A 24,544-nucleotide genomic window follows, 5' to 3' on the forward strand; every position below is an offset into this window, starting at 1 on the left:
TTTCCGTGTTTTGTTTCTGAGGTTTGCTTTGGAACTTGCTTCGCTTACTTGGTAAGCACGAAGCCTTTGAGCTTGCCAAACGCACCCTCAACCAATGCTTTTTGCTGTTCCTGGTGCAGGTGTGAGTAACCCACCGCAGGTGACGCCGATGCGGCGCGGCCGGAGTAGCCCAGCTTCTGGCCGTCAGCCATGTTTTCATGGATGTAATGCTGAACGAAGAACCAGGCACCCTGATTCTGTGGCTCGTCCTGGCACCACACCACATCGGTGGCATTGGGATATTTTTTCAATTCCGTCGCAAATGCTTTGTGCGGGAACGGATAGAGCTGCTCGACGCGGATGATGGCAACGTCTTCGATACCCTTTTCTTCCCGCTTCTTGACCAGGTCGTAATAGACCTTGCCCGAACACGCCACAACGCGCTTGACCTTGTCACCCTTGAGCTCTTTGTTCTCAGGAATCACGGTCTGGAAACAGCCCTTGGTGAACTCGGACAACGGGGACGCGGCATCCTTGGCACGCAACAGCGACTTGGGCGTCATGATGATCAGGGGCTTGCGCAGATTGCGCACCATCTGGCGACGCAAAATGTGGAAGATCTGGCTGGCCGTCGTGGGTTGGATCACCTGCATATTGGTGTCAGCCGACAACTGCATGAAACGCTCCAGACGCGCCGAGCTGTGCTCTGGGCCCTGGCCTTCATACCCGTGCGGCAACATCATGGTGATGCCGTTCACACGGCCCCACTTCACTTCACCGGATGCAATGAACTGGTCAATCACAACCTGTGCGCCATTGGCAAAGTCGCCAAACTGCGCTTCCCAGATCACAAACGTGTTGGGGTCGTTAGAGGCATAACCGTATTCAAACGCCAGCACCGCCTCTTCGGACAGGATCGAGTCGATCACTGTGAACGAAGACTGGTTAGGTGCCACATTTTGCAGGGGTGTGTAAATGCCTTCGTCAAATTTTTCACGATTCTGGTCGTGAATCACCGCGTGGCGGTGGGTAAAGGTACCGCGACCACAGTCTTCACCGCTCAGGCGCACCGGGTAACCGCTGGCCACCAGGGAGGCAAAAGCCATGCTCTCGCCCATGCCCCAGTCCACGGGAATCTCGCCGCGACCCATGGCTGCACGGTCGTCGTAGACCTTCTTCACCAGAGAGTGCGGCGTGATGGTGGCGGGAATGGTGGTGAGCTTCTCGGCAAGGCGCTTCCATTCAGTCAATGGAATGGCCGTATCGCCTGCGTCAGTCCACTTCTTGTTGACGAACGGTGTCCAGTCCACTGCGTATTTGCTCTTGAAGTTGGTCAACACCGGGTTGAAGGTGTTTTTGCCCGCATCCAGTGCTGCGCGCATGGCCTTGACCATGTCATCACCCAGGGTTTCGCCAAAGCCCTGCGCCGACAGCTTGTCCGCATAGAGACGGCGTGTACCGGGGTGAACCGCAATTTTCTTGTACATCAGCGGCTGGGTCAGCGCCGGTGTGTCCTGCTCGTTGTGGCCCAGTTTGCGGAAGCAGATGATGTCGACCACCACGTCTTTCTGGAAGGCCATGCGGTATTCCAGTGCGAGCTGCGTGCACAGCACCACGGCTTCCGGGTCATCGCCGTTCACGTGCAAAACGGGCGCTTCAATCATCTTGACCACGTCCGAGCAATACAGCGTGGAACGGCTATCGCGCGGATCACTGGTGGTGAAACCGATCTGGTTGTTGATGACAATGTGCACCGTGCCGCCTGTGGAGTAACCACGGGTTTCGGCCAAGGCCAACGTCTCCATGACCACGCCCTGGCCTGCAAAGGCGGCATCGCCGTGCACCAGCACGGGCAACACCTGCAGGCCTTTGGGGTCACCGCGGCGGTCCATGCGCGAACGCACGGAGCCTTCCACCACCGGATTCACGATTTCGAGGTGCGATGGGTTGAATGCCAGCGTCAGGTGGACAGGGCCGCCAGGGGTCGTCACATCAGAACTAAAGCCCTGGTGGTACTTCACGTCACCGCTTGGCAGATCTTCTGGCGCTGTGTGATCGAACTCGGCAAACAAATCGGCGGGCACTTTGCCCAGCGAGTTGACGAGCACGTTCAGGCGACCCCGGTGGGCCATACCGATCACGATTTCCTGCAGGCCGACGGAACCGCCGCCCTGAATCAACTCATCCATACAGGCGATGAAACTCTCACCACCTTCGAGGGAGAAGCGCTTTTGCCCCACATACTTGGTGTGCAGAAAACGCTCCAGGCCTTCGGCGGCTGTCAGGCGATCCAGAATGTGAAGCTTTTTCTCTGCAGCAAAGTTAGGCTTGCTGCGAATGGCTTCGAGCTTTTGTTGCCACCAGCGTTTCTGGTTCTGGTCCGTCGTGTACATGTACTCGGCGCCAACAGTGCCACAGTAGGTTTCACGCAGGGCATTCATCAGCTCACGAAGAGCCATGCGGTCTTTACCGAAAAAGGTGTTGCTGGTGTCAAACACCGCTTCCTGATCGGCATCGCTGAACCCGTAAAAAGCGGGGTCCAACTCGGGAATATTGGCGCGCTCGGTGCGCTTGAGTGGGTCCAGATCGGCCCAACGGGCGCCCACATTACGGTAGGCCGCGATCAGCTGTTGCACAGCAGTGCGCTTGCGGCCCATTTCGGCATCGGCGCTGGCAACGACCACCTTGGTGCCGCCCTGTTTGGCGCGCTCGGCAAAAGCATTGACTACGGGCAGATGAGGAACGTCTTTGGCATTGCTGCCGTCCACCGCGGGTACGTGCTGAAGTGCATCGAAGTAATCGCGCCAGCTATCGGGCACGCTGCCGGGGTTGGCGAGGTAGTTTTCGTACATCTCTTCGACGTATGGCGCATTGCCACCGAAAAGGTACGTATTGCCTGCATAGGCTTGATAAATCGACGCGGGCGTCGTCTTCTGGGACGTTGTCTCACTCATATTCCGCTGACCTCCGTTTCCCTGTAGGAAACATAAGCTGGTTAAAGCTGGTGTTGATTAACCTTCCGCGGCACGGCTGGACCGTTTGGCGGATGCGACTGTGGCATGGAAGGGGCCTAGTAACTGCACGCATTGTGCCACCGAATGCGTGGCACAGAGCCACCCAGTATCGGAACGCCCGCTTACAGATGGCTTGCGTTGGGCTACTTTGCGACCAGCTTCTCGTCCACCACGCGCTCGCCTGTGGCCTTGCCATGGGCCACGGCTTCGGCTTCAGTCAGGAAGAAGTCCAGATCTGCAAACCGGCGCTCATGCACCGAATCCCCCGCATCCTCGGCAACCACCACTTGCGCACCAAAGCGGCCGTCCGCCATGGCAATGGGGCCGCAGTGCAAATGATGTCCGCGGTATTTGAAACTGTGATCGGTAGCCATCGCGCACCACTCCCTTGAAGCTAAAACACCATTCTAGGGGTCCAACTACCCCATTTGCGCCCAGGCCTTGTCCAGTCGCTTCACGCTCACCGGTTGCGGCGTGCGCAGCTCCTGTGCAAAAAAGCTCACCCGCAGCTCTTCCAGCAGCCAGCGGAACTCCTGCATGCGTTCGTCCACTACGCCCTTTCGCTCCGCCACCAGACGCCAGTAACGCTGCTCCAGCGGTCGCAACTCGGCCAGGCGGGTGGCGTCGCGGGCAGGATCCGCACGGTATTTGTCCAGACGCTGGGTGATGGCTTTGAGGTAGCGCGCCACATGCTGAAGGCGAGGCCAGGGAGCCGCCTGCAAAAAGCGTTTGGGAACCAGGCGTTGCAGTTGCTGTGTGCTGTCAGCCACGGCATCAGGGGCACTCTTGGTGTCCTTGATTTTCCGGACTGCTGTGGCGTACTCCAGCAAGATGGTGCTCGCGAGACGCGCAACCTCGGTTGCGATCAGCGTCAGACGACCACGACCCTCCTCAATCCGGCGCTTGAAGGCGAATTCGTCGGTCGGCAGCGGCTCCAGCAGAAAGGCGCGATCCAGCGCCACGGCGATGATCTGGTCGCGCAATTCTTCCAGCGTTCCCCCGCCAGTGCCGTTGTCCGCCTTGCCCACCAGCATATAGGTCACCGCCATCTTCTGAAGATCGGGGATGTTTTTTTCCAGGTACTTCAGCGCGTCCTTGATTTGCAGCGCAAACAGGCGGCGCAGGCCCGCACGGTGCCTGGTTGCCGCGATTTCAGGCTCATCGAATACTTCAACGGTGACGGCGTCGCCGGCATCAATCAGTGCAGGAAAACCAATCAGGGTCTGGCCGCCCTTTTGAATCTCCAGAAGCTCCGGTAGCTCGCCAAAGGTCCAGGCGGTGTAGCGCTGCCCGGTGATGGACGGCGACGGCAGTAGGGGCTTGGATTGCGCGGAAGCCGCCGCCGGCGTTGCTCCATTTTTAATAGCTGCTTGCGCAGTATCTACGGGGGCTAGCGGGCTATTTGATGCTAAACCCACGTGCGCCAGCTTCAAACTGGCGAGCGCCTGAAAGGCGCCACGTGCCTGCGCGCCCAATTCGGCCTTCAAGGCCGCCAGATTGCGACCCTGCCCCATTTGGCGGCCATGTTCATCGACCACGCGAAAGTTCATGAAGAAATGCGGCGTCAACATGTCGGCCTTGATGTCGGCCCGGGCAATATCCAGGGAGGTGGCTTCGCGCACCAGCTTCAGCACGGCGTCGATCAAGGCGCCATGCCCAAACCGTTCAGGCTCGTTCAACTTCTCGGCAAATTTGGTAGCGGTGTCAGGCAGCGGCACCAGACGCGAGCGCGGGCGCTGGTGCAGCGTTTTGAGCAGGGCTTGTACCTTGTCCTTCAGCATGCCCGGCACCAGCCATTCGCAGCGCTCGTCGTTCAGCTGGTTGAGCACAAACAGCGGCACGGTCACCGTCAGCCCATCGCGCGCATCACCGGGTTCGTGCAGGTAGCTGGCGGCACAGTCCACGCCACCCAGGCGCAAGGTCTTGGGGAAAGACGCGGTCGTGATGCCCGCCGCCTCGTGGCGCATGAGTTCTTCCCGGGTGAGCAAGAGCAGTTTGGGCTGCTTCTTGACCTCTTCCCGGTACCAGCGCTCAAAACTGTAGCCGCTGCACACATCGGTGGGCAGTTGCTGGTCGTAGTAGGCGTAGATCAGCTCATCGTCGATCAGCACGTCCTGTCGGCGGGCTTTGTGCTCCAGGTCTTCCACCTGGCGCACCATCTTCTGGTTGGCCGCCAAAAAGGGCAATGGCGTTTCCCATTGACCGTCGACCAGGGCCTCACGGATGAAGATTTCACGCGCACCGACCAGATCGACCCGGCCATAGTTGGTGCGCCGCCCGCTGTAAATGACGATGCCGTAGAGCGTGGCGCGCTCCAGCGCGACTACTTCGGCAGCCTTCTTTTCCCAATGCGGGTCCAGCAACTGCTTCTTGAGCAAATGGCCGCCCGCCTGCTCCAGCCAGGTGGGATCAATATTGGCAATGCCGCGGCCAAACAGTCGCGTAGTTTCCACCAGCTCGGCGGCCACAATCCAGCGGCCCGGCTTCTTGGCGAGGTGCGCGCCGGGGTGCGCAAAAAACTTGATGCCGCGCGCACCCAGGTATTCGCCCGACGGGCCTTCGGTTTCCGCCTTGTAGCCAATGTTGCCCAGCAAACCCGCCAACATGGACAGGTGCAATTGCTCGTAGGTGGCGGGCGCAGCATTGAGCTGCCACTTGTGCTCGGCCACCACCGTGTGCAACTGGCTATAGATGTCTTTCCACTCCCGCACGCGACGAATGTTGACGAAGTTCTGGCGCAGCAGTTGCTCGTATTGGCGGTTGGTCAGCTTGTGCGAAGGCGCGATTCCCGCGGCCTTCTCGCCCCGCGCATCGTGTATCCACTTCCACAGCTTGAGGTAACCCACAAACTCACTCTTCTCGTCATCAAACTTCACATGCGCCTGATCCGCCTGCTGCTGCGCTTCCATGGGCCGGTCGCGCACGTCCTGAACGCTGAGCGCCGAGGCAATCACCAGCACTTCGTCCAGTGCTTGACGCGACCGGGCTTCCAGAATCATGCGACCCACCCGCGGGTCCAGCGGCAACTTGGCCAGCTCGTGGCCCATGGGAGTCAACTCATTGGCATCGTCCACCGCCCCCAGCTCATTGAGCAGTTGGTAGCCATCGGCAATGGCGCGTCCACTGGGCCGCTCCAGAAACGGAAAGTCTTCCACTATCCCCAGGTGCAGCGACTTCATCCGCAGAATCACCCCGGCCAGCGATGACCGCAGAATTTCGGGATCGGTAAACCGGTCGCGTCCGGCAAAATCTTTCTCGTCGTACAGCCGGATGCAGATGCCGTTGGCCACCCGCCCGCAGCGCCCGGACCGCTGATTGGCGGCTGCCTGGCTAATGGGCTCGACCAGCAGCTGCTCTACCTTGCTACGAAAACTATAGCGCTTCACGCGTGCTGTGCCTGCGTCAATGACGTATCGAATGCCTGGAACCGTGAGCGATGTTTCGGCAACATTGGTAGCCAGCACCACACGCCGGCCAGTGTGCCCATCAAAAATGCGGTCCTGCTCGGCGGGGCTCAGGCGGGCGAATAGCGGCAACACCTCGGCGCTGCGCATGATGGGCTGGTGGCTCAGGTGCTTGCGCAAGTGGTCGGCGGCCTCACGGATCTCGCGCTCTCCGGGCAGGAACACCAGAATGTCACCACTGTTATGCGGGTCGCGCCAGAGCTCGTCCACGCCGTCGGCTATTGCGTTGTTCAGGTCGTATTCACGGCTCTCTTCAAAGGGCCGGTAGCGCGTCTCCACCGGAAACATGCGGCCCGACACCATGATGACGGGTGCAGGCCCCTTGCTGGATTTGAAATGGTCGGCAAAGCGCTGTGCGTCAATCGTAGCAGACGTCACCACCACCTTCAGGTCCGGGCGGCGCGGCAGAATTTGGCGCAGGTAGCCCAGCAAAAAGTCGATGTTCAGAGAGCGCTCGTGCGCCTCGTCAATGATGATGGTGTCGTAGGCATTGAGCAACGGGTCGGTTTGCGTCTCGGCGAGCAAGATACCGTCGGTCATCAGCTTCACGGATGCATCGCGACCCAACCGGTCCTGAAAACGCACCTTGAAACCCACCACATCGCCCAGTGGTGTTTTCAACTCTTCGGCAATGCGCTTGGCCACGCTGCTGGCGGCAATGCGTCGCGGCTGCGTGTGACCAATGAGCTTGGGCCGCGTGCCCGGCGGGTAGTTGAGCTTGCCACGCCCCATGGCCAACGCAATTTTGGGGAGCTGGGTGGTTTTACCCGAGCCGGTTTCGCCGCAAACGATGATCACCTGGTGGGCCTGCAGGGCGGCCGTGATCTCGTCGCGTTTACCCGACACCGGGAGCGATTCAGGAAAGTCGATTTGCAAGGGGCAAGTGGTCAAGGTACTAACTTCGTAGAGAATCGCAGATTATCCCTGCCTTGGCCTTCCCCTGGCCGCCCTGTTGCTCTCAACCGCCCCCACTGCCTGCGCACCATGACCTCTGTTTTCAATTTCACCTTCGTTCCCTGGTTTCGCTCGGTGGCGCCCTACATCCACAAGTTTCGCAACCAGACCTTCGTGGTGGGCATTGCCGGCGAAGCCATTGCGGCGGGCAAACTGCACCACTTGGCCCAGGACTTGGCCATGATCCAGAGTATGGGCGTCAAAATTGTGCTGGTGCACGGCTTTCGGCCCCAGGTCAACGAGCAACTCAAAGCCAAAGGCCATGCTGCTCGCTATTCCCACGGCATGCGCATTACCGACGAAGTGGCGCTCGACTGCGCACAAGAGGCGGCTGGCCAACTGCGCTACGAAATAGAAGCCGCCTTCAGCCAGGGGCTACCCAATACGCCCATGGCGGACTCCACGGTGCGCGTCATATCGGGCAACTTCATTACGGCCCGACCGGTGGGCATTGTAGACGGCGTCGACTTTCAGCACTCGGGCCTGGTGCGCAAGGTCGACATTGCCGGCATCACCCGCGTGCTGGACATGGGCGCCATGCTGCTGCTCTCCCCGTTTGGCTTTTCACCCACGGGCGAAGCCTTCAACCTGACCATGGAAGAGGTGGCGACCTCGGTGGCCACGGCGCTGCAGGCCGACAAACTGATTTTTGTCACCGAAGTGCCTGGCATCCGCCTGCGGCCCTTTGAAGTGGCATCGGACGACAACCCCATCGATACGGAACTTCCTTTGGCTGCAGCCGAAAAGCTGTTGACCGAGTTGCCCGCCGCCAACCAGCCCACAGACACCGCCTTCTATCTGCAGCACTGCGTCAAGGCCTGCAAGAACGGCGTCGAGCGCAGCCACATCATTCCGTTTTCGGTGGATGGCTCCATCCTGCTGGAGGTCTATGTGCACGACGGCATTGGCACCATGGTGGTGGACGAAAAGCTGGAGAGCCTGCGTGAGGCCACGGTAGACGATGTCGGCGGGATTCTGCAACTGATTGAGCCCTTTGAGAAAGACGGCACGCTGGTCAAGCGCAGCCGCACCGAGATTGAGCGCGACGTGGGCAACTACACGGTGATCGAACACGACGGAGTGATCTTTGCCTGCGCGGCCCTGTACCCCTACCCCGAAGCCCGCACGGCGGAAATGGCGGCGTTGACCGTATCGCCCGACGTGCAGGGCCAGGGCGACGGCGAGCGGGTACTCAAACGGGTGGAGCAGCGTGCCAAGGCCTCTGGACTGGAGAGCATCTTTGTGCTGACCACGCGTACCACCCACTGGTTTCTCAAACGCGGGTTTGCGCTGGTGGACCCGGAGTGGCTGCCCGAGGCGCGTAAGCGCAAATACAACTGGGACCGCAAGAGCCAGGTGCTGGTGAAGAAGCTCGGATAGCGCGGGGCTCCTGCAGGTTCTGCGACGCTCGGTCAGGCGTGGCTTACCAAACAATCGCTTCCTGAGCGAGGACAGGGCCTCGACCTGCATTTTCCGTCTACCGGTTATCGAATCACACTGACCCGGGGTACGGCTGTGATACTTGATACCGTCCAGCCTCACGCCGTCATTCAGGTCGGTGTTGCCGCGTTGACTAGACCTGGCTTTGGCCGCCGGGGGGTGTCGCGCCGCGAAAGCGCGTGAGGATGTAAGGCATTAGCGCAAATAGCAACAGCACGAAGAGGTAAACAGCGCCAGACACGGGGTCGCGGCTTGCTATGTACTGCGCGACTGAGACATCTTGAAGCGCAGCAGCCAATAGCAACTCGGCAAGCACCGCCAAAGCCAGTGCCGCGAAGCCAACCAGTAGCCGGACTGATGCGTTGGGAGGCAGGCTGAACCGTCGCACTACGTAGCGAGCGGCGAAGACGATTACGCCAAACATGATGGGCATTTCTAGAAGCTCGGCATACCGTTCTCCTAGTCGGGGGACGAGAAACGGAACGCGAATGGTCCCCAGGACGAAGCCTGTGCCCAACACGAGGGCGAAATACGCGATGGCCGCCTTGAAGTGAGCTCTCAGTATTTGCACGATGGGAATATTTTTGCGAAAGGGCCTCAGCGAGAACGCGAACGGCGCCACACCATCAGCGCCCCAACCAAGGCCATCGCGCAAAACCACAAGAACGACCAGTTAGCGATGGAGCCGCCCAGAAAGGTCCAGTCCACCTGGGAGCAATCACCACCGCCCTTGAAAATCATGGGGATGGCGCGCTGCAGGGGAAAGGTCTCGATCATTCCATACAGGTCGCGCCCGCAGGACACCACCTCGGGTGGATACCACTGTAAAAAACTCTGGCGCGCCGCCACATAAGCGCCAGCCAAAGCCAGAATGACCATGATCACGCTACCGGTTACATTCAAGCCCTTTCTGCCGCTAGCCCCCGTCAATGCTGCACAAACCGCTATCAAAACAAGAGCATAGCGCTGCACGATGCACATTGGGCACGGCACCAGACCCACCACATGCTGCAGGTAAAGGCCAAATGCCAACAAGGCCACGCACGCAGCGCTCACCCACAACAAAACGCGCCGGGGCGCGTTGTCAAACTGATCCATCAAGAAGTTCAAAATCACGGTCCTTGTTGAGAATTGCGCCATCCGGCATCTCTGCGCGAAGGTTGGTGTTCATTTTGCCCCTGAAGTTCCCACCGGGAACATACTGCCCCGCCGAGCCAGCGCGACAAACCGAATAAAATTCGTCCGTTGGTGTTCAAAGACACCCCTCATTTCAATCAAAGGTTATCCATGGCACGCACTGTCAACTGTATCAAGCTGGGCAAAGAGGCCGAAGGTCTGGACTTTCCGCCCTACCCCGGCGAACTGGGCAAACGTATTTGGGAGGGCGTCAGCAAGGAAGCCTGGGCGGCCTGGCTCAAGCACCAGACCATGCTGGTCAATGAAAACCGTCTGAATCTGGCCGATGCCCGCGCCCGCCAGTACCTTGCGCGCCAGATGGAAAACCATTTCTTTGGTGATGGCGCGGACGCAGCGCAGGGCTACGTGCCTCCCGCCGCCTGATCACACCCACAGTGGATGCCACCACTCCTGTGGACAGGCTGGCATCCTGTGGTCTTGCCGACGCGTGGGCCGACACGGCTGCCTGGACGGTGCTGGACACGGACTTTGCCGATGGCTCTCAATTCCTGACGATATGGCGCGCCTGGCAGATGGATGCCCGCAGACCACGCATGCTGCACTACGTCGGTATTGCGGCGACCGCACCGACTATTGACCCGCCTGCGGCGACTGTTTGCCAGCACGAAGTAGCCGATCTGCATCGCTTTTCGCTAGCACTGGCTGAGCAGTGTTCGGATCTGGGTCCAGGTTTCCACCGGATCAATCTGGACGGTGGCCGAGTCTCGTTGACCTTGTGCCTCGGTGAAGTGAACGCCGTGCTGGGCGAACAGGTGTTTCAGGCCGATACGGTCTTGGCCAAGGCGCCCGACAACAAATGGGCGGCTCAATTGTTGGCGCGTCGCTGCAAGCGCGGTACCCGCATTTGCATTGCGACGATGAAAGGAGACTCGCCGGGGTTTGCGCTGATGCAGGCTGCAGGTTTTCAATGGAAAGCCCGCGCGACCGATCAGTCGTTCACCACCGGCACCTTCAATCCGCGCTGGGAAATCCCGACCAGCCGAAACCCGTCGCAGCATATGAATCCGCCACCTGCGCGATGCGCGGTCATTGGCGCCGGCATCGCTGGAGCCAGTGTGGCGCAAGCCATGGCGGTGCGCGATTGGCAGGTAACCGTTTTTGACCAGGAAGCCACGCCGGCCGGCGGTGCGTCGGGCTTGCCCGCGGGTCTGGTGGTGCCCCACGTATCGGCCGACGACAATCCGCGCTCTCGTCTGTCCCGCAGCGGCACCCGTTTGATGAAGGAACATGCCAGGCGCTTTCTGGTGCAAGGGCAGGACTGGGATCCCACCGGCGTCATGGAACGCCGGGACACCGCCCCACCCCTTTGGCACCCGGAAGCGGCCTGGATCAAGCCGGCACCGATGGTGCAGGCCTGGTTGGCCCAACCAGGTGTCCGCTTTGTCGGGCAAACCAAAGTCCACCGGCTCAGCCACACGGGCGGTCTTTGGCTGCTGCACGACCCGCAAGGTTTGGAGTTGGGTCGGTTTGAAGTGGTCATTGTGGCCAACGCGGTAGGCTGCGCTCCACTGCTGAATCGCTTGGGCCCGGACCACCGCGCAGGGTCAGACCTGCAAGACAAACTGGTTGCTTTGCAGGCAGTTCATGGCACGCTGAGCCATGGCACGTACGTCGAGATCCTTCCCGATTTGCCAAGCACACCGGTGAACGGCAATGGTTGTTTCATTCCCCACGTACCCACGGCCAGCGGTGAGCAGTGGTTTGCAGGCTCCACGTTCGAGGTTGACGCCGTGGCTGCGGCCGACATCTGGGCGCAGCATGCGGCCAACATGGAGCGCCTGCAGCACCTGCTGCCCGAAGGGGGTGCCGAACTGGCACAAACGCTTGACCGCGGACCCGTGTCACTGTGGTCTGCCACGCGTTGCGTCACCCACGATCGCCTCCCCTTGGTCGGCCCCATTGACATTGCATCGTGCCCCGGTCTGTGGCTCTGCGTCGGCATGGGGTCACGGGGATTGAGTTTTTCAGCGCTGTGCGCCGAACTGCTGGTGGCGCGCCTGGGCGCCGAGCCCTTGCCAGTGGAGTTCAGCCTGTCACGTAGCCTGGACGCCAACCGCGTACGCCGCAAGCGCGCAGCGGGGCCCACGACCCACGCCGATTCTCAAACTTTTTGAAGCAGGCCCAGCACCTGGCGTGGGTTGAAGGGAATCTCCAGCAGACCCGTGCAGCCCAACCGTTCCGCTTGCTCCATTGCAGTCCAGGACGGCATGGCAGTGACCACAATCACCGCGTGGGGCGGAGCCAGCAGGCCCTTGAGTGTGCGCACCAGCGCCCAGGGGTCGGCGTCCTTCAACTCCAGGCTGACGACGACCAGATCGTAGTGGCGGTGCGAAATGCGTGTGACCGCCTGTGCAACGCTCTCGGACTCATCCAGATCCGTCAAACCGGCCAGGGCCAGGCGGGTGCGAAGATAAAGTCGCTCGTCGCGTGCCATTCCCACCACGAGCGAAACCTTCACGCCAGGGGGCACAATTTTGTCCTGGAGCTCATCCCAGCCAAGATCAATGTCCACCTCTGCCTGAGAGGCAAATAAGCCATCAAGTACCTGAACCAGCGCGTTCCAGTCGACCGGACGCTGAAACGACCGCCACGCCTTGGCAGGCGATTGGGCTCCGACAGAGATGATCTTCAGGTTGGGATTCAGACTGGGTGAGGCCAGCTCCATCCCGGCTTCATAGCTGTCCACATCGATCAAGGCCACATGCGCAGGGGATGCCACCTCTGGAGTCCACAAGCTGTAGGACGGTGACCGGCGAAATGACAGGCGAAAAAGCGTGTTGAGCGAGTGTCTTTCAACATCGCTGAATCCCACTACTTTGACCCATACATTGGATTTCATGGGCTCCCTGCCTACTGGCTTGCGGCCACCGGACGGCGACTGCGCACGTAGGCGTCTGTCGGCTGATAATTCTTGCCATCGGCATAGCGCCACTGCACCATGGTGCCCTTCTGGCCACGCAGATCCAGCTTGCCCACAAAGGCGCCCATCGTGGACTGCTGGTCAATGGCGCGAAACTCGGCCGGACCAAACGGCGTCACAAACTTCAGCCCGCGCATGGTGGCCACCAGTTTTTCGTTGTCCGTACTTTTGGCCTTGTTGATAGCGGCAAAAATAGCCTGCATCGTGGCGTAACCCACGACCGAGCCCACCTTGGGGTTTTCGTTGAACTTCTTGTAGTAGTTGGCTGCAAAAGACGCATGCTCTTGGGTGTCAATCTGGTCCCAGGGGTAGCCGGTAACGATCCAGCCCTTGGGGGTCTCGTCCTTCAGCACGTCCAGATACTCGGGCTCGCCCGATAGTAAGGACACCACCGGCGTCTTGGGAAACACATTGCGCTGATTGCCTTCCCGCACCAGTTTGGCCAGATCAGCACCAAAGGTCACGTTGAAAATAGCATCGGGGCGTGCCTGCATCACCGCCTGCAAGGTGGTGCCTGCATCCAGTTTGCCCAGGGCGGGCCACTGCTCCGCAACAAACTCCACATCCGGGCGGCGCGCCTGCAATAGCGCCTTGAAGCTGGCGACCGCGCTTTGACCATATTCGTAATTGGGAGCAATCGTGGCCCAGCGTTTGGCAGGCAGCTTGGCCGCCTCTTCGACCAGCATGGCCGCCTGCATGTAGGTGCTGGGGCGCAAACGGAAGGTGTAACGGTTGCCCTTGTCCCAAACAATGGCATCCGTCAAAGGCTCACTGGCTATGAACAAGCGCTTGTTCTTGGCGGCGTGATCCGCCAGCGCCAAACCCACATTGGACAGGAATCCTCCCGCCAATACATCGACCTTTTCATTGGATGTGAGCTCAATCGCATGGCGAAGCGCTTCTTCGGGCTTGCCCGCGTCGTCTCGCGCCACAACCTCTACCTTGCGGCCCAGCAAACCACCAGCGGCATTGATCTCTTCAACTGCCAGCTGCCAGCCCTGCCGATAAGGCGTGGTGAACTGGGGCATGCTGGAGTAGCTGTTGATTTCGCCAATTTTTATCGGTTTGCTCTCGGCCATTGCGCCCAACGACACCGCCGCTACCAACGTCATCACCAATTTCTTCATACATTCTCCATGGGCCTGCACTCTAGCAGCGTTTTGTTGCCAGTCCTGCCTAACGCTCCTTCACATACGGATGGCCCAATGCCTGCGGTGCCACGGCCTTGCCAATAAAACCGGCGAGCAGCACCACGGTCAGTACATAGGGCAATGCCTGAATCACCTGCACCGGGACTTCGCCAATCCCTGGCAGGTGCACGCCCTGCAAGCGAATGGCAGCAGCGTCCAGCAGGCCAAAGAGCAAACAGGCCCATAACGCGCTCACAGGGTGCCAGCGGCCAAAGATGAGCGCAGCCAGCGCCATGAAGCCCCGCCCGGCCGTCATGTTCGGAGAAAAGCTGGCGCCTTGGGCAAGGACCAGATAGCTTCCCGCCAGACCGCACAGCATGCCGTTCAAGGTGAGAGCCGTGTATCGAAGCCTTGCAACCGAAACACCCGCTGCATCCACCATCTGCGGGTTCTCTCCCACCGCGCGAAGGCGAAGGCCAAAACGCGTGCGAAACAGCAGCCACCACACTGCGGGCACCAGCAGTAGCGCTAGATAAACCATGGCGTTGTGACTCAACAGCCCCTCCCCCACGATCGTTCCCACCAGCGGAACAGTACGCATGGCCACTACCGCGTTCAAAAACAGCGGTTGAATGCGCACATCAGCAGCCACCGGTGGTGTTTGCCCGCCCTGCGAAAACCAGGCAATGCCCAACACCACGGTCAACCCTGCGGCGATGATGTTGATCGCGACACCCGAGACCACCTGGTCCCCGCGGTGGCTGACGCAGGCCAGCCCATGCATCCATGACAGCGCCGTAGCAACGGCCATGGCAGCCATCAATGCAAGCGTAGTGGAGCCAAACATCGCCCCGGCAGCGCCAGCTGCAAAAGCGGCGAACAGCATCTTGCCTTCCAGGCCAATGTCTACCACGCCAGAACGCTCGGACAACAGGCCCGCCAATGCACAAAAAATAAGCGGAGTTGACAGGCGCAACGTGGACGCCAGCATGGTACCAATCAGCGTTTCATCCATTGATCGCACCTTGTCTCTTGAATAGCGCCAGCACCCATGCCACCATAGGGGCAATGACGTAAGCCATCGCTCCGGAAAACAGCACGATAAAACCCTGCAACATCACCACCATGTCGCGACTGAATCCCCGCACTTCGAAAGCCACCTCGGCCCCCCCCTGGAATAGCGCGCCAAACAGGATGCTCGCCAAGACAATGCCCACCGGGTGGTTGCGCCCCATCAAGGCCACGGCAATGCCGGTAAACCCTGCCCCACTCACAAATTCGAGCAAGAGCTTGCCATTGACCCCGGCGATCTCGTTCATACCGACCATGCCAGCCAATGCACCGGAAATAGCCATCGCAACCATGATCTGGCGCCGCCCGCTGATTCCCGCGTATTCCGCAGCACCCGGACTGGAACCCACTGCGCGCAAGTGGTAGCCACCCCGCGTTCGCCACAAGAACAGGTACACGCCCACCGCAGCGAACAAAGCCAGCAACACACTTAAATTCAAAGGGGATGCAGGCCATGCAATTCCGATCCAGGCCAATGCTTCATGCATGCCCGGCAGCTTGGCAGACGGGCTGAACGGCAGGCTCTCGACCGCCATGGTGCTGGCCGGTCGAAGGTGATTGACTAGCAGATACACCAAAAGTGTGCTGGCAATAAAATTGAACATGATGGTCGTAATCACTACATGACTGCCGCGATAAGCCTGCAAATAGGCCGGCACCGCCGCCCACGCCATACCGAACAATGCGCTGGAAATCAGCATCAACGGAAGCATGATCCAGGCCGGTAAAAACGCCGAAAACCACAGCGCAACGAGCCCGGTACCCAACCCACCCAATATGGCCTGCCCCTCCCCGCCAATATTGAAAAGCCCGCAGTGATAGGCAACCGCCACGGCGAGTCCGGTAAACACGAAAGTCGTGGCGTAATAAAGGGTGTAACTAAAACCCCGGGCTGATCCAAAGGCGCCGCGAACCAAGGCGTTTATGACTTCCATGGGGTGCTGGCCGACCAAGGCAACCACACCCGCCGCGGCCAGAAGCGCCACTCCCAGACATACAGTGGGCAGCACAACCAGATCAGCCCAGCGGGGCAATACCGCTGGCGCGCTCATCCTGTCTCCCCAACCATCAAGAGCCCAAGCCCTGCTTCCGTGCATTCACCTATGGGAAGTTCGCCCGTCACGCGCCCCTGATTCATCACAATCACCCGGTTTGACAAGGCCAGTATTTCGTCCAGCTCGCTCGACACTACCAGCACGGCGCAACCCGCGTCGCGCATGGCGCGCAATTGGGAATAGATGAACTCAATGGCGCCGATGTCGACTCCGCGGGTAGGTTGCCCCACCAGAAGCACTTTGGGCATTTGCCCCAGTTCACGCGCCAGAACCAGTTTTTGCTGATTACCACCAGAGAAATTGCTACAGAGTAGCTCCGGGTCGCGCGGACGCACGTCAAAACGCTCCATCAGGTCCACCGTCGCCTGGCGCATCCGGTCATGGTCCATCCAACCCATTCTGGAATACTGGGCGAGCCCGTCATAACCCAGAGCGACTGATTCCCAGGCAACAAACTCCATCACCAGCGCGCGCGAATGGCGGTCTTCCGGTACATGTGCCAGACCCAGCTCGCGGGCCGTCTGCGGATCAAGCCACTCATCAGCTCCAAACGAATGGCCTCCCAACTGCATCGTCCCTTCCGTGGGCTTCAATAGGCCCGAAAGCACATCCAGCAACTCGCTTTGACCATTGCCTGAAACACCTGCAACGCCCACGATCTCACCGGCACGCAATGCGAGATTCACGCCATTGAGCCGCATCACATTCAGGGAGTCCCGCACCATGATTCCCTTGGCCTGCAGAAGCACGTCACCCGGTGGCTTGGTGTCTTCGTCAACCCGCCCCATGTGGACCTTGCGCCCCACCATCACTTCTGCCAACCCCTCAATGGATGCACCGGCTATCGGCAGCTCTTGCACAATGCGACCCGTACGCATGACGGTGACGTTGTCGCACAGACGCATCACCTCCTTGAGCTTGTGGGTAATCATCAGAATCGTTGTCCCCTGCTGGCGCAGCAACCGCAAGACATCGAACAGGTGCTCGGTTTCCTGAGGTGTCAGGACTGCAGTGGGTTCATCCAGAATCAGAATTTTGGCACCGCGGTACAGCGCCTTGAGAATCTCCAGCCGCTGCCGGTCGCCTACGGGAAGATTGGCCACCAAGGCGTCCAGTTTGACGCGCAGGCCCGTAGACTCCATCAGCGCCTGGAGCTTGGTGCGCACTTGCGCTTCTGCGCGCAGAAGCAACCAGTGCGGCTCCGCCCCCAGCATGACGTTTTCCAGAACGGTCAAGGTGTCTACAAGCATAAAGTGCTGGTGCACCATGCCAATGCCCAAGGCAATGGCCTCATCCGCGTTGCGAATGGTTGCGGGTTGGCCAAACACTTCAATGGACCCACTGTCGGCCTGGTAAAAGCCATACAAAACCGACATAAGCGTGCTTTTGCCTGCACCATTTTCACCCACGATGCCATGCACCGTGCCTGCCTGCACGGACAAACTCACTTCGGCGTTCGCAGCCACCGCCCCAAAACGCTTGTTGATGCCGGTCATGCGCACCGCAAGGTGTGCTTGACCGGAAGCGACTGGCATCAGTACTTGCAGGCGTTGTCGGCCATGTAATCGGCTACTTTTATTTTGCCGCTGATGATGTCTGCCTTGGCGGATTCAATCTTTTTCTTCATGTCGGCTGTTACCAGCTTTTCGTTGTTGGCATCCATGGCGTAGTCCACGCCGCCTTCCTTCAGGCCCAATACGGAGAGGCCCGATTTGTGCCCTTTGGCCACGTTGTAAACCGCAACATCCACTCGCTTGAGCATGGAGGTAAGCATCGTGCCGGGTTGCAGGTGATTCTGGTTGCTGTCGACACCAATCGCCAACTTGCCACTGTCTTTGGCTGCCTGGTACACGCCTACCCCTGTACCCCCGGCCGCAGCAAATACCACGTCAGCACCCTTGGCGAACTGTGCTCTGGCGAGTTCACCACCACGCGCGGGGTCGTTCCAGGCAGCGCCCGTGGTGCCGGTCATGTTTTGAAAGACCTGGGCCTTCGGGTTGGCAAACTTGGCACCTTGTTCGTAACCACATTCAAACTTGCGGATCAGCGGAATGTCCATACCGCCAACAAATCCGACTTTGCCGGTCTTGCTGGCAAGGGACGCCATGGCGCCTACCAAAAAGCTGCCTTCTTGCTCCTTGAATACCACTGACTGCACGTTGGGCAAGTCAACCACCATGTCAACAATGGCGAACTGAAGCTTGGGAAACTCCTTGGCAATTTTCTCGATGCTCGAAGCCTGACTAAAACCAATGCCAATGATCGGGCTGGCACCACGCTCCGCCATGCGGCGAATAGCCTGCTCGCGCTGCGATTCGCTGGAGATCTCGAACTCAAAGTACTGCTTGCCGGTCTCCTTCTTCCATTTTTCCATGCCGTTGTAGGCGGCTTCATTGAACGACTTGTCAAATTTCCCCCCCATGTCGTAAACAATCGCCGGCTCAGCCATGACCTGAAAAGTAGCGACCAAAGCCGCCGCCAAGAGGCCCAAACGCGCAGTGTTATTGAATTTCATGGTTTCTCTCTCTGTACTCTTGTGGTTAATGAATCAAATCAGGTTACTTCGCTGCGGTCACCCCTGCAATCAGGGTGTTTCCCTATCCCTGCGATACCAAAGCCCCAAGGGCAACCAGGTCGGCACCGATCGCTGCCGCCAGCCTTGCGTTGTTCAGAACCAGCTGAATATTCGCTGCCAGACTATCGCCCCCCGTCAACTCACTCACCCGGGCCAGCAAAAAAGGGGTCGACTCCTTGCCGCCAACCTTTAGGACCTGCGCATCACGCAAGGCCTGCTCAATGGCTTGATCTATGCGCGCACGCGGCATCGCGAAGGCCTCCGGTATCGGGTTAGCAATCACCATGCCACCCTTTAGCCCCATGGACCATTTGGCATGCAAAACATTTGCAATTTCGACGGAAGTGTCTATGCGGTAATCCACGGGAAATCCACTTTCCCGCGTGAAAAACGCGGGCAAAGAATGGGTCTGATAGCCCACCACGGGCACCCCATGGGTCTCCAGATACTCCAGCGTCAGGCGCAAGTCGAGAATTGACTTGGCGCCCGCGCACACTACTGCGACAGGCGTAGTGGCCAACTCCTGCAAATCCGCCGAAATATCAAAACTGTGCTCGGCACCGCGGTGTACGCCGCCGATACCACCGGTGGCAAAAATGCGAATGCCCGCCATGGCGGCAATGATCATGGTGGACGCTACAGTGGTTGCGCCCGTCTTGCCTGCTGCCACGATGAACGGAATATCCCGACGGCTGACCTTGACCGCCTCACGTCCGCTACGCCCAAGGGACTCGATCTCCTGTGCTGACAATCCGGCCTTCAACCGCCCATTGACGATGGCAATGGTTGCGGGCACTGCCCCCTGCACTCGCACCTCGGCTTCAACCTGCATGGCGGCTGCCACATTTTGGGGATAAGGCATGCCATGCGAAATAATGGTGGATTCCAGTGCCACCACTGGTAAACCGGTGTTCAGTGCGTGGACGACTTCAGGAGCAATATCCAGAAAGGGAAGTTGAGGCATGGATTGAAAAATTTCAGACTGGTAAAGCACCCGCAGTCAAACGGGCGTCTATGGCTCGAAGCGACAGCTCCGGTGCATTGGCGAATGTACTGGATAGTGTCAGTTCCGCGCACGCCATGGCGAATTTCACCGCGGTTGCCAATGGCAAATCACACAGATAGGCATGCACCAGGCCTGCCAGCAGAGCATCACCCGCGCCTGACGTGTTGACCACGGGCACCTGACCGGCAGTCCAATGACCACCGGCTCCCTGTGCATCACACCAGCACACCCCTTGATCCCCCAGGCTCACCACGACATTTGTGACCCCCATCTGGTGAAGCCGCTGTGCGGCGGTCACCGCGTCTGCAGGGGTCTTCACGGGCAAGCCACTGAGGGCTGCTGCTTCCAGCCGATTCACTTTCAACGTGTGAATCTGCGAGATCCATGGGGCCAGCTTCATGCACTTGACCACTGACACGCCATCCACAAAAAATGGGACCTTGGAGCGGGTATCAAATAGCCACTCCAGTGCCGCACTGGACAGATTGCTGTCCAGGACCGTGCAAGCGGCAAGCGCAAAAAGACCCCGATGGCCCTGCAAAACTTCGGGGGTCATGCGCTCCAGTATGGCCATGTCGTTGACCGCCAGGGCCATGTCACCATCGGCACCGTGAACCGACAGATAAGTGGCAGTGCGTTCCTGGGGCATGACATGTACGGCGTTCACATGCACGCCTGCCTGCGACGTTGCATTCAGCAGGCTTCTGCCAAACACGTCGTCACCGACCGCACTGATCAGGTGCACAACATCACCCATGCGCGCCAGGTTCTCTGCAACGTTTCGAGCGACACCGCCGGCTGCGCACGCAATATGCCCGGGCGTGGAGTCAGCCATGGCAAGCGTGGAGTTGGTACTCGCAACGATATCCATATTCGCGCCACCGACCACTACAACAGTTTTACAAGACACAATCAGAGCCCTAGATGGTTGGGTGTATGGATAGACCGACGGAGGACTTCATGATACTGGTGGCAGGCTCAGCGAACCTGGACTTTGTGGTTCGGGCGCCGCACATTCCCAGCCCAGGAGAAACGGTGCTGGGCAGCGACTTCAACACTTTTCCAGGGGGCAAGGGTGCCAATCAGGCCGTGGCCGCATCACGCGCGGGTGGCGCAGACACCCATATGCTTGCGGCACTGGGCAGAGATGCCTATGCAGTGCCGCTTGAAGCATCGCTGAAAGACGCGGGGGTGCAACTTCACGCGGTTCACGTCGCGGAGCAGCCCACCGGCTGCGCCTTCATTTGTGTCTCAGATGATGCGGAGAACGCCATCACGGTCGCCCCAGGAGCCAATCTCTGCCTGCAACCCGAACATTTGCCACCACTTGAAGGTTTCAGCCACATCTTGCTGCAATTGGAGACGCCGGTACCGACCGTCATGGCCTATGCCCGTGCTGCCCAAGCAATGGGCATCACCGTAGTCCTCAACGCCGCGCCCGCCCAAGCCCTGCCGGCAGATCTGCTCTCGCTTATCGATATTCTGGTGGTCAACGAGGGGGAGCTGGCCACGGTGTCTGGCCAATCGGGCTCGGTCAGCCACTGCCTGCAAAGTGTTTCGGTGCCCACCGTGGTGGTAACGCTGGGTCGTGAAGGCTGTCTGGCGCGCAGTCAGGGGTTCTTATATCAGCAACCCGCATTTGCGGTGACCGCTATCGACACCACCGCCGCTGGCGATACGTTTTGTGGGGCGCTCGTGGCCGCCCTTAGCCAGGGCGCCAACTTGCCAATCGCTCTGCGACAGGCCAGTGCCGCTGCCGCACTCACATGCACCCGCCCGGGCGCTCAGTCCAGCATTCCGCAAGCGGCCGAGGTAGCCCGCTTCCTATCCCAACAACCTGCGCACCCATGAGAACAACACTGCCCCGCAAAGTTATTTATGACACAGACCCCGGCGTTGACGACGCCATGGCCCTGTATTTCGCGCTGGCGCACCCCGGCATTGAGGTGGTTGGCATTACCACCACCTTTGGCAATGTATCGGTAGAACAGGCCGCCACGAATGCGCTCTACCTGACGGCGATCGCAGGCCGCGAGGTCCCGATCACCCAAGGCGTGGCAACCCCGTGGGTCAAACCCGGCGAGGCACCGCCGGATTTCATTCATGGCGCAGATGGCCTTGGCAATTTGACAGCGCGTGTGGCCACGGGCAACCAGCTGGACCCACGCTCGTCCGCGCAATTCATTGTTGACATGGCGCGTGCGCAGCCGGGAGAGATCACGTTGGTGGCTGTTGGTCCGCTGGGCAACCTGAGCCTGGCGCTCATGCTGGAACCCAACCTTCCGGCGCTTTTGCGGGAGGTCATCATCATGGGCGGTACCGTCGCGGAGCCCGGCAACGTGTCACCCGTGGCTGAAGCCAACATCTGGAATGATCCCCACGCTGCAGACCGGGTTTTTTCTGCAAACTGGAAGCTCACCATGGTCGGCCTGGACGTCACGCACCGGGTCGTAACCGAGTTGGCCCTATTCAAGAAAATTGCCGAACACCACCGCCATATGGCGACCGACACGCTGCACCACGCGGTAGCCTTCTATTCCACTTTCTACAGTGGCCTGCATAAACATCTGGCACTCAAGCCGGGTTGCTTTGCGCATGACCTGCTGGCGTTCATCTATCTGGTGAGTCCCGGACTATTTACGCTTGAAAGAGGTTGCGTCCGTGTGGTGACTGAAGGCATTGCCCAGGGACAAACCATGCTCAATCGCCGCGCTTACATTGACTACCCGCAGGCCGGCTGGGGCCCGCATCTGCCATTGACCGATGTCTGTATGGCGGTGAATGCAGCGGGTTGCCTGGAACTGTTTGAGGCGACGCTGATGTCGGACTGGCTGCAATAGGACTAAGCCCAGCCGACCAGCATTTTCTTCAGCCAGCCGTGGCCGCTCACCAATAGGATGCCCAGCAGCACCAGTGCAGCCCCACCCACAAAGCCAGGTTCCATGGGCTCATTCAAAAGCCAAACCCCAAACGCAACGCCAAACAAGGGTGTCATGAATGAAAACACCCCCAGCTGCGATGCAACGTATTGCCTGAGCAACCAAAACCAGACGAGAAAGCTGGCAAACGACACCACCACCACCTGAAACGCCAGATTGCTCCAGACCATGGGCGTGTGCTTGAACCCGGTTTGCCCCAAACCAATGGCCGCGATCAAAAGTAAAAAAAAGGCGCCCACCAACTGGTAGAGCAGTGTCTTGGTTGCCGGTGCGTTCGCCAGAACCGAGGTCCGTACGACAACGGTCGTCGCGCCCCACGCCGCACCGGCCAGCAGGCCGAGAATGTCCCCCAACAACACGCTGTTGGCATCGCTTGCGACCGTCTGCTTGTGGCCAAAGAACGCCACTGCAATTCCAGAGAAGGCCAGCGTGATTCCAACCCATTGCACGGGTTGAAGCTTCTCTGAACGCAGCTTTTTGTTCAAACCCAGCGCGGCAAAGATGGGCGCCGTATAAAGAAAGACCACGATGTGCGCCGCACTGGTGTGCCTCAGGCCTTCCCCCACCAGCAGGTATTCCAGTGCAAACAAAAAGCCGACGATCAACCCGGGTCGCAAGGTGCCATCGCGCAATGACAGGTTCTCGCGTCGCACCACCATCAACAGAAGGACCAGCAACGCTGCCAAGCCCGAGCGCAGGGCAATCAGCATCAGGGGTGCAATGTCCGATGCGGTGGCCTTAAGCCCGACCTGCTGGAGGCCCCATACCATGGACAACACCAGCATCAAGCCCATGGCCCGGCCGTCGATCTCTTTTCGGATGCTCATAGGGGTGGCTTTGGGCGCTCGGTTCGGTAAAGTTTCATTATGTCGTGGCGTTTCAGACGGACATTGTGACCGCCGGACATTTCAGTCCGTGTTCCGTCAATGCGGTTGATTCCCCACTCTGTTGGGCACGTCGATAGCCTGGGTGTATAACCTCGCATTCAATCGTCATAACTTAAGGAAGATCCGACATGGGCGCGCAGTGGAAAGCAAAAGGCAAAGATCTGGCAGCCAATGCCAAGGGCAAAGTATTCGGCAAGCTGGCCAAGGACATCATGCTGGCCGCACGCAACGGCGCCGACCCCGCTCAAAATGCCCGGTTACGCCTGGTGGTGGAGCAGGCCCGCAAGGTCTCCATGCCCCGGGAAACGCTGGAGCGCGCCATCAAGAAAGGCGCAGGACTGACGGATGAACCCGTCAACTTTGAACGCGTCATTTACGAAGGCTTTGCGCCCCACCAGGTGGCGGTGATGGTCGAATGCCTGACTGACAACGTCAAGCGCACCGCACCCGAAATGCGGGTGCTGTTCCGCAAGGGCCAACTCGGTACCTCTGGCTCAGTCGCGTGGGATTTTGACCATCTGGGCATGATCGAAGCCGCACCGCTCACCAAGGACGCGGACCCGGAAATGGCAGCCATCGAATCAGGCGCACAGGACCTGGAGCCGGGCGAGGAGGAAGGCACCACCCTGTTTCTCACCGATCCCGCTGACCTGGACCTGGTCAGCCGCGCACTGCCAGCCCAGGGGTTCAATGTTCTGTCCATGAAGCTGGGCTACAAGCCCAAAAACCCGGTTGATCCGGCAAGCCTGAGCCCGGAAGCCCTGGAAGAAGTGGAAGGCTTTCTGGCCGCTATCGATGCCAATGACGACGTGCAAGAGGTCTATGTGGGCCTGGCAGGCTGAGACGCACCGCATCCAACAACTGCCAATGCGCTCTATATTCAACATGAGAATATGGAAATAGCGAAAAAGTA

At 59.5% G+C, this 24,544-nt stretch carries 20 protein-coding genes; 6 read left to right on the plus strand and 14 right to left on the minus strand.

Annotated elements, in window-relative coordinates:
- Positions 1–44: 44 nt before the first annotated feature.
- The 3 genes from AC097W_RS17145 to hrpA all read right to left on the minus strand — a co-directional run bounded on the left by AC097W_RS17145 (position 45) and on the right by hrpA (position 7,333).
- Positions 45–2,933 (minus strand): 2-oxoglutarate dehydrogenase E1 component, encoded by a 2,889-nt coding sequence (locus AC097W_RS17145; protein ID WP_479603838.1) that lies wholly within the window; start codon positions 2,931–2,933, stop codon positions 45–47.
- A 203-nt stretch (positions 2,934–3,136) separates the two neighbouring features.
- Positions 3,137–3,367: a hypothetical protein gene (locus AC097W_RS17150; RefSeq protein WP_479603839.1), complete on the minus strand. Its 231-nt coding sequence runs from the start codon at positions 3,365–3,367 to the stop codon at positions 3,137–3,139.
- A 45-nt stretch (positions 3,368–3,412) separates the two neighbouring features.
- Entirely contained in the window at positions 3,413–7,333 is a 3,921-nt protein-coding gene (gene hrpA / locus AC097W_RS17155) for an ATP-dependent RNA helicase HrpA (RefSeq protein ID WP_479603840.1), read from the minus strand.
- Positions 7,334–7,441: 108 nt separating this feature from the next.
- Here hrpA and argA point away from each other — a divergent pair, with 108 nt between their 5' ends.
- Positions 7,442–8,791, plus strand: coding sequence for an amino-acid N-acetyltransferase (argA, locus tag AC097W_RS17160; protein WP_479603841.1), 1,350 nt, complete (start codon positions 7,442–7,444; stop codon positions 8,789–8,791).
- Positions 8,792–8,984: 193 nt separating this feature from the next.
- Here the strand turns inward: argA and AC097W_RS17165 are convergent, their stop codons facing one another.
- Positions 8,985–9,422 (minus strand): hypothetical protein, encoded by a 438-nt coding sequence (locus AC097W_RS17165; protein ID WP_479603842.1) that lies wholly within the window; start codon positions 9,420–9,422, stop codon positions 8,985–8,987.
- A gap of 26 nt (positions 9,423–9,448) precedes the next feature.
- Entirely contained in the window at positions 9,449–9,949 is a 501-nt protein-coding gene (locus AC097W_RS17170) for a disulfide bond formation protein B (protein ID WP_479603871.1), read from the minus strand.
- 189 nt (positions 9,950–10,138) lie between these two features.
- On the opposite strand from AC097W_RS17170, the gene AC097W_RS17175 reads away from it, so the two are divergent.
- Together AC097W_RS17175 and AC097W_RS17180 are read left to right on the plus strand one after the other, a co-directional pair.
- Positions 10,139–10,411, plus strand: coding sequence for an oxidative damage protection protein (locus AC097W_RS17175; protein WP_479603843.1), 273 nt, complete (start codon positions 10,139–10,141; stop codon positions 10,409–10,411).
- 11 nt (positions 10,412–10,422) lie between these two features.
- Positions 10,423–12,162 (plus strand): FAD-dependent oxidoreductase, encoded by a 1,740-nt coding sequence (locus AC097W_RS17180; RefSeq protein ID WP_479603844.1) that lies wholly within the window; start codon positions 10,423–10,425, stop codon positions 12,160–12,162.
- On the opposite strand, the gene AC097W_RS17185 is transcribed toward AC097W_RS17180, so the two are convergent.
- The 8 genes from AC097W_RS17185 to AC097W_RS17220 all read right to left on the minus strand — a co-directional run bounded on the left by AC097W_RS17185 (position 12,150) and on the right by AC097W_RS17220 (position 20,715).
- Positions 12,150–12,887: a response regulator gene (locus AC097W_RS17185; RefSeq protein WP_479603845.1), complete on the minus strand. Its 738-nt coding sequence runs from the start codon at positions 12,885–12,887 to the stop codon at positions 12,150–12,152. The two genes, AC097W_RS17180 and AC097W_RS17185, sit on opposite strands and share 13 nt — an antisense overlap.
- Before the next feature lie 11 nt (positions 12,888–12,898).
- Positions 12,899–14,095, minus strand: coding sequence for an ABC transporter substrate-binding protein (locus AC097W_RS17190; RefSeq protein WP_479603846.1), 1,197 nt, complete (start codon positions 14,093–14,095; stop codon positions 12,899–12,901).
- A gap of 49 nt (positions 14,096–14,144) precedes the next feature.
- The gene (locus tag AC097W_RS17195; protein WP_479603847.1) at positions 14,145–15,113 is read right to left on the minus strand and encodes an ABC transporter permease; all 969 of its coding nucleotides are present in this window, start codon (positions 15,111–15,113) and stop codon (positions 14,145–14,147) included.
- Positions 15,106–16,221 carry an ABC transporter permease gene (locus tag AC097W_RS17200; protein WP_479603848.1) on the minus strand — a complete coding sequence of 372 codons (1,116 nt, stop codon included), beginning with the start codon at positions 16,219–16,221 and terminating at the stop codon, positions 15,106–15,108. The genes AC097W_RS17195 and AC097W_RS17200 overlap by 8 nt, the downstream gene beginning before the upstream one ends.
- Positions 16,218–17,759: an ABC transporter ATP-binding protein gene (locus tag AC097W_RS17205; protein ID WP_479603849.1), complete on the minus strand. Its 1,542-nt coding sequence runs from the start codon at positions 17,757–17,759 to the stop codon at positions 16,218–16,220. The genes AC097W_RS17200 and AC097W_RS17205 overlap by 4 nt, the downstream gene beginning before the upstream one ends.
- A complete protein-coding gene (locus AC097W_RS17210; RefSeq protein ID WP_479603850.1) occupies positions 17,759–18,739 on the minus strand; it encodes a BMP family lipoprotein in 981 nt (326 codons plus the stop codon). Before AC097W_RS17210 ends, AC097W_RS17205 begins: the two co-directional genes overlap by 1 nt.
- Before the next feature lie 82 nt (positions 18,740–18,821).
- Positions 18,822–19,763 carry a pseudouridine-5'-phosphate glycosidase gene (locus AC097W_RS17215; RefSeq protein WP_479603851.1) on the minus strand — a complete coding sequence of 314 codons (942 nt, stop codon included), beginning with the start codon at positions 19,761–19,763 and terminating at the stop codon, positions 18,822–18,824.
- A 13-nt stretch (positions 19,764–19,776) separates the two neighbouring features.
- Positions 19,777–20,715 carry a PfkB family carbohydrate kinase gene (locus tag AC097W_RS17220; RefSeq protein WP_479603852.1) on the minus strand — a complete coding sequence of 313 codons (939 nt, stop codon included), beginning with the start codon at positions 20,713–20,715 and terminating at the stop codon, positions 19,777–19,779.
- 26 nt (positions 20,716–20,741) lie between these two features.
- On the opposite strand from AC097W_RS17220, the gene AC097W_RS17225 reads away from it, so the two are divergent.
- Together AC097W_RS17225 and AC097W_RS17230 are read left to right on the plus strand one after the other, a co-directional pair.
- Positions 20,742–21,656, plus strand: coding sequence for a ribokinase (locus tag AC097W_RS17225; RefSeq protein ID WP_479603853.1), 915 nt, complete (start codon positions 20,742–20,744; stop codon positions 21,654–21,656).
- A complete protein-coding gene (locus tag AC097W_RS17230) occupies positions 21,653–22,645 on the plus strand; it encodes a nucleoside hydrolase (protein WP_479603854.1) in 993 nt (330 codons plus the stop codon). The genes AC097W_RS17225 and AC097W_RS17230 overlap by 4 nt, the downstream gene beginning before the upstream one ends.
- A gap of 2 nt (positions 22,646–22,647) precedes the next feature.
- Here AC097W_RS17230 and AC097W_RS17235 read toward each other — a convergent pair whose 3' ends face one another.
- The gene (locus AC097W_RS17235) at positions 22,648–23,571 is read right to left on the minus strand and encodes a DMT family transporter (protein ID WP_479603855.1); all 924 of its coding nucleotides are present in this window, start codon (positions 23,569–23,571) and stop codon (positions 22,648–22,650) included.
- Positions 23,572–23,759: 188 nt separating this feature from the next.
- Here AC097W_RS17235 and AC097W_RS17240 point away from each other — a divergent pair, with 188 nt between their 5' ends.
- Positions 23,760–24,473: a YebC/PmpR family DNA-binding transcriptional regulator gene (locus AC097W_RS17240; protein WP_479603856.1), complete on the plus strand. Its 714-nt coding sequence runs from the start codon at positions 23,760–23,762 to the stop codon at positions 24,471–24,473.
- Positions 24,474–24,544: the final 71 nt, after the last annotated feature.

Source organism: Rhodoferax sp. GT1R46 (genome assembly GCF_056521285.1).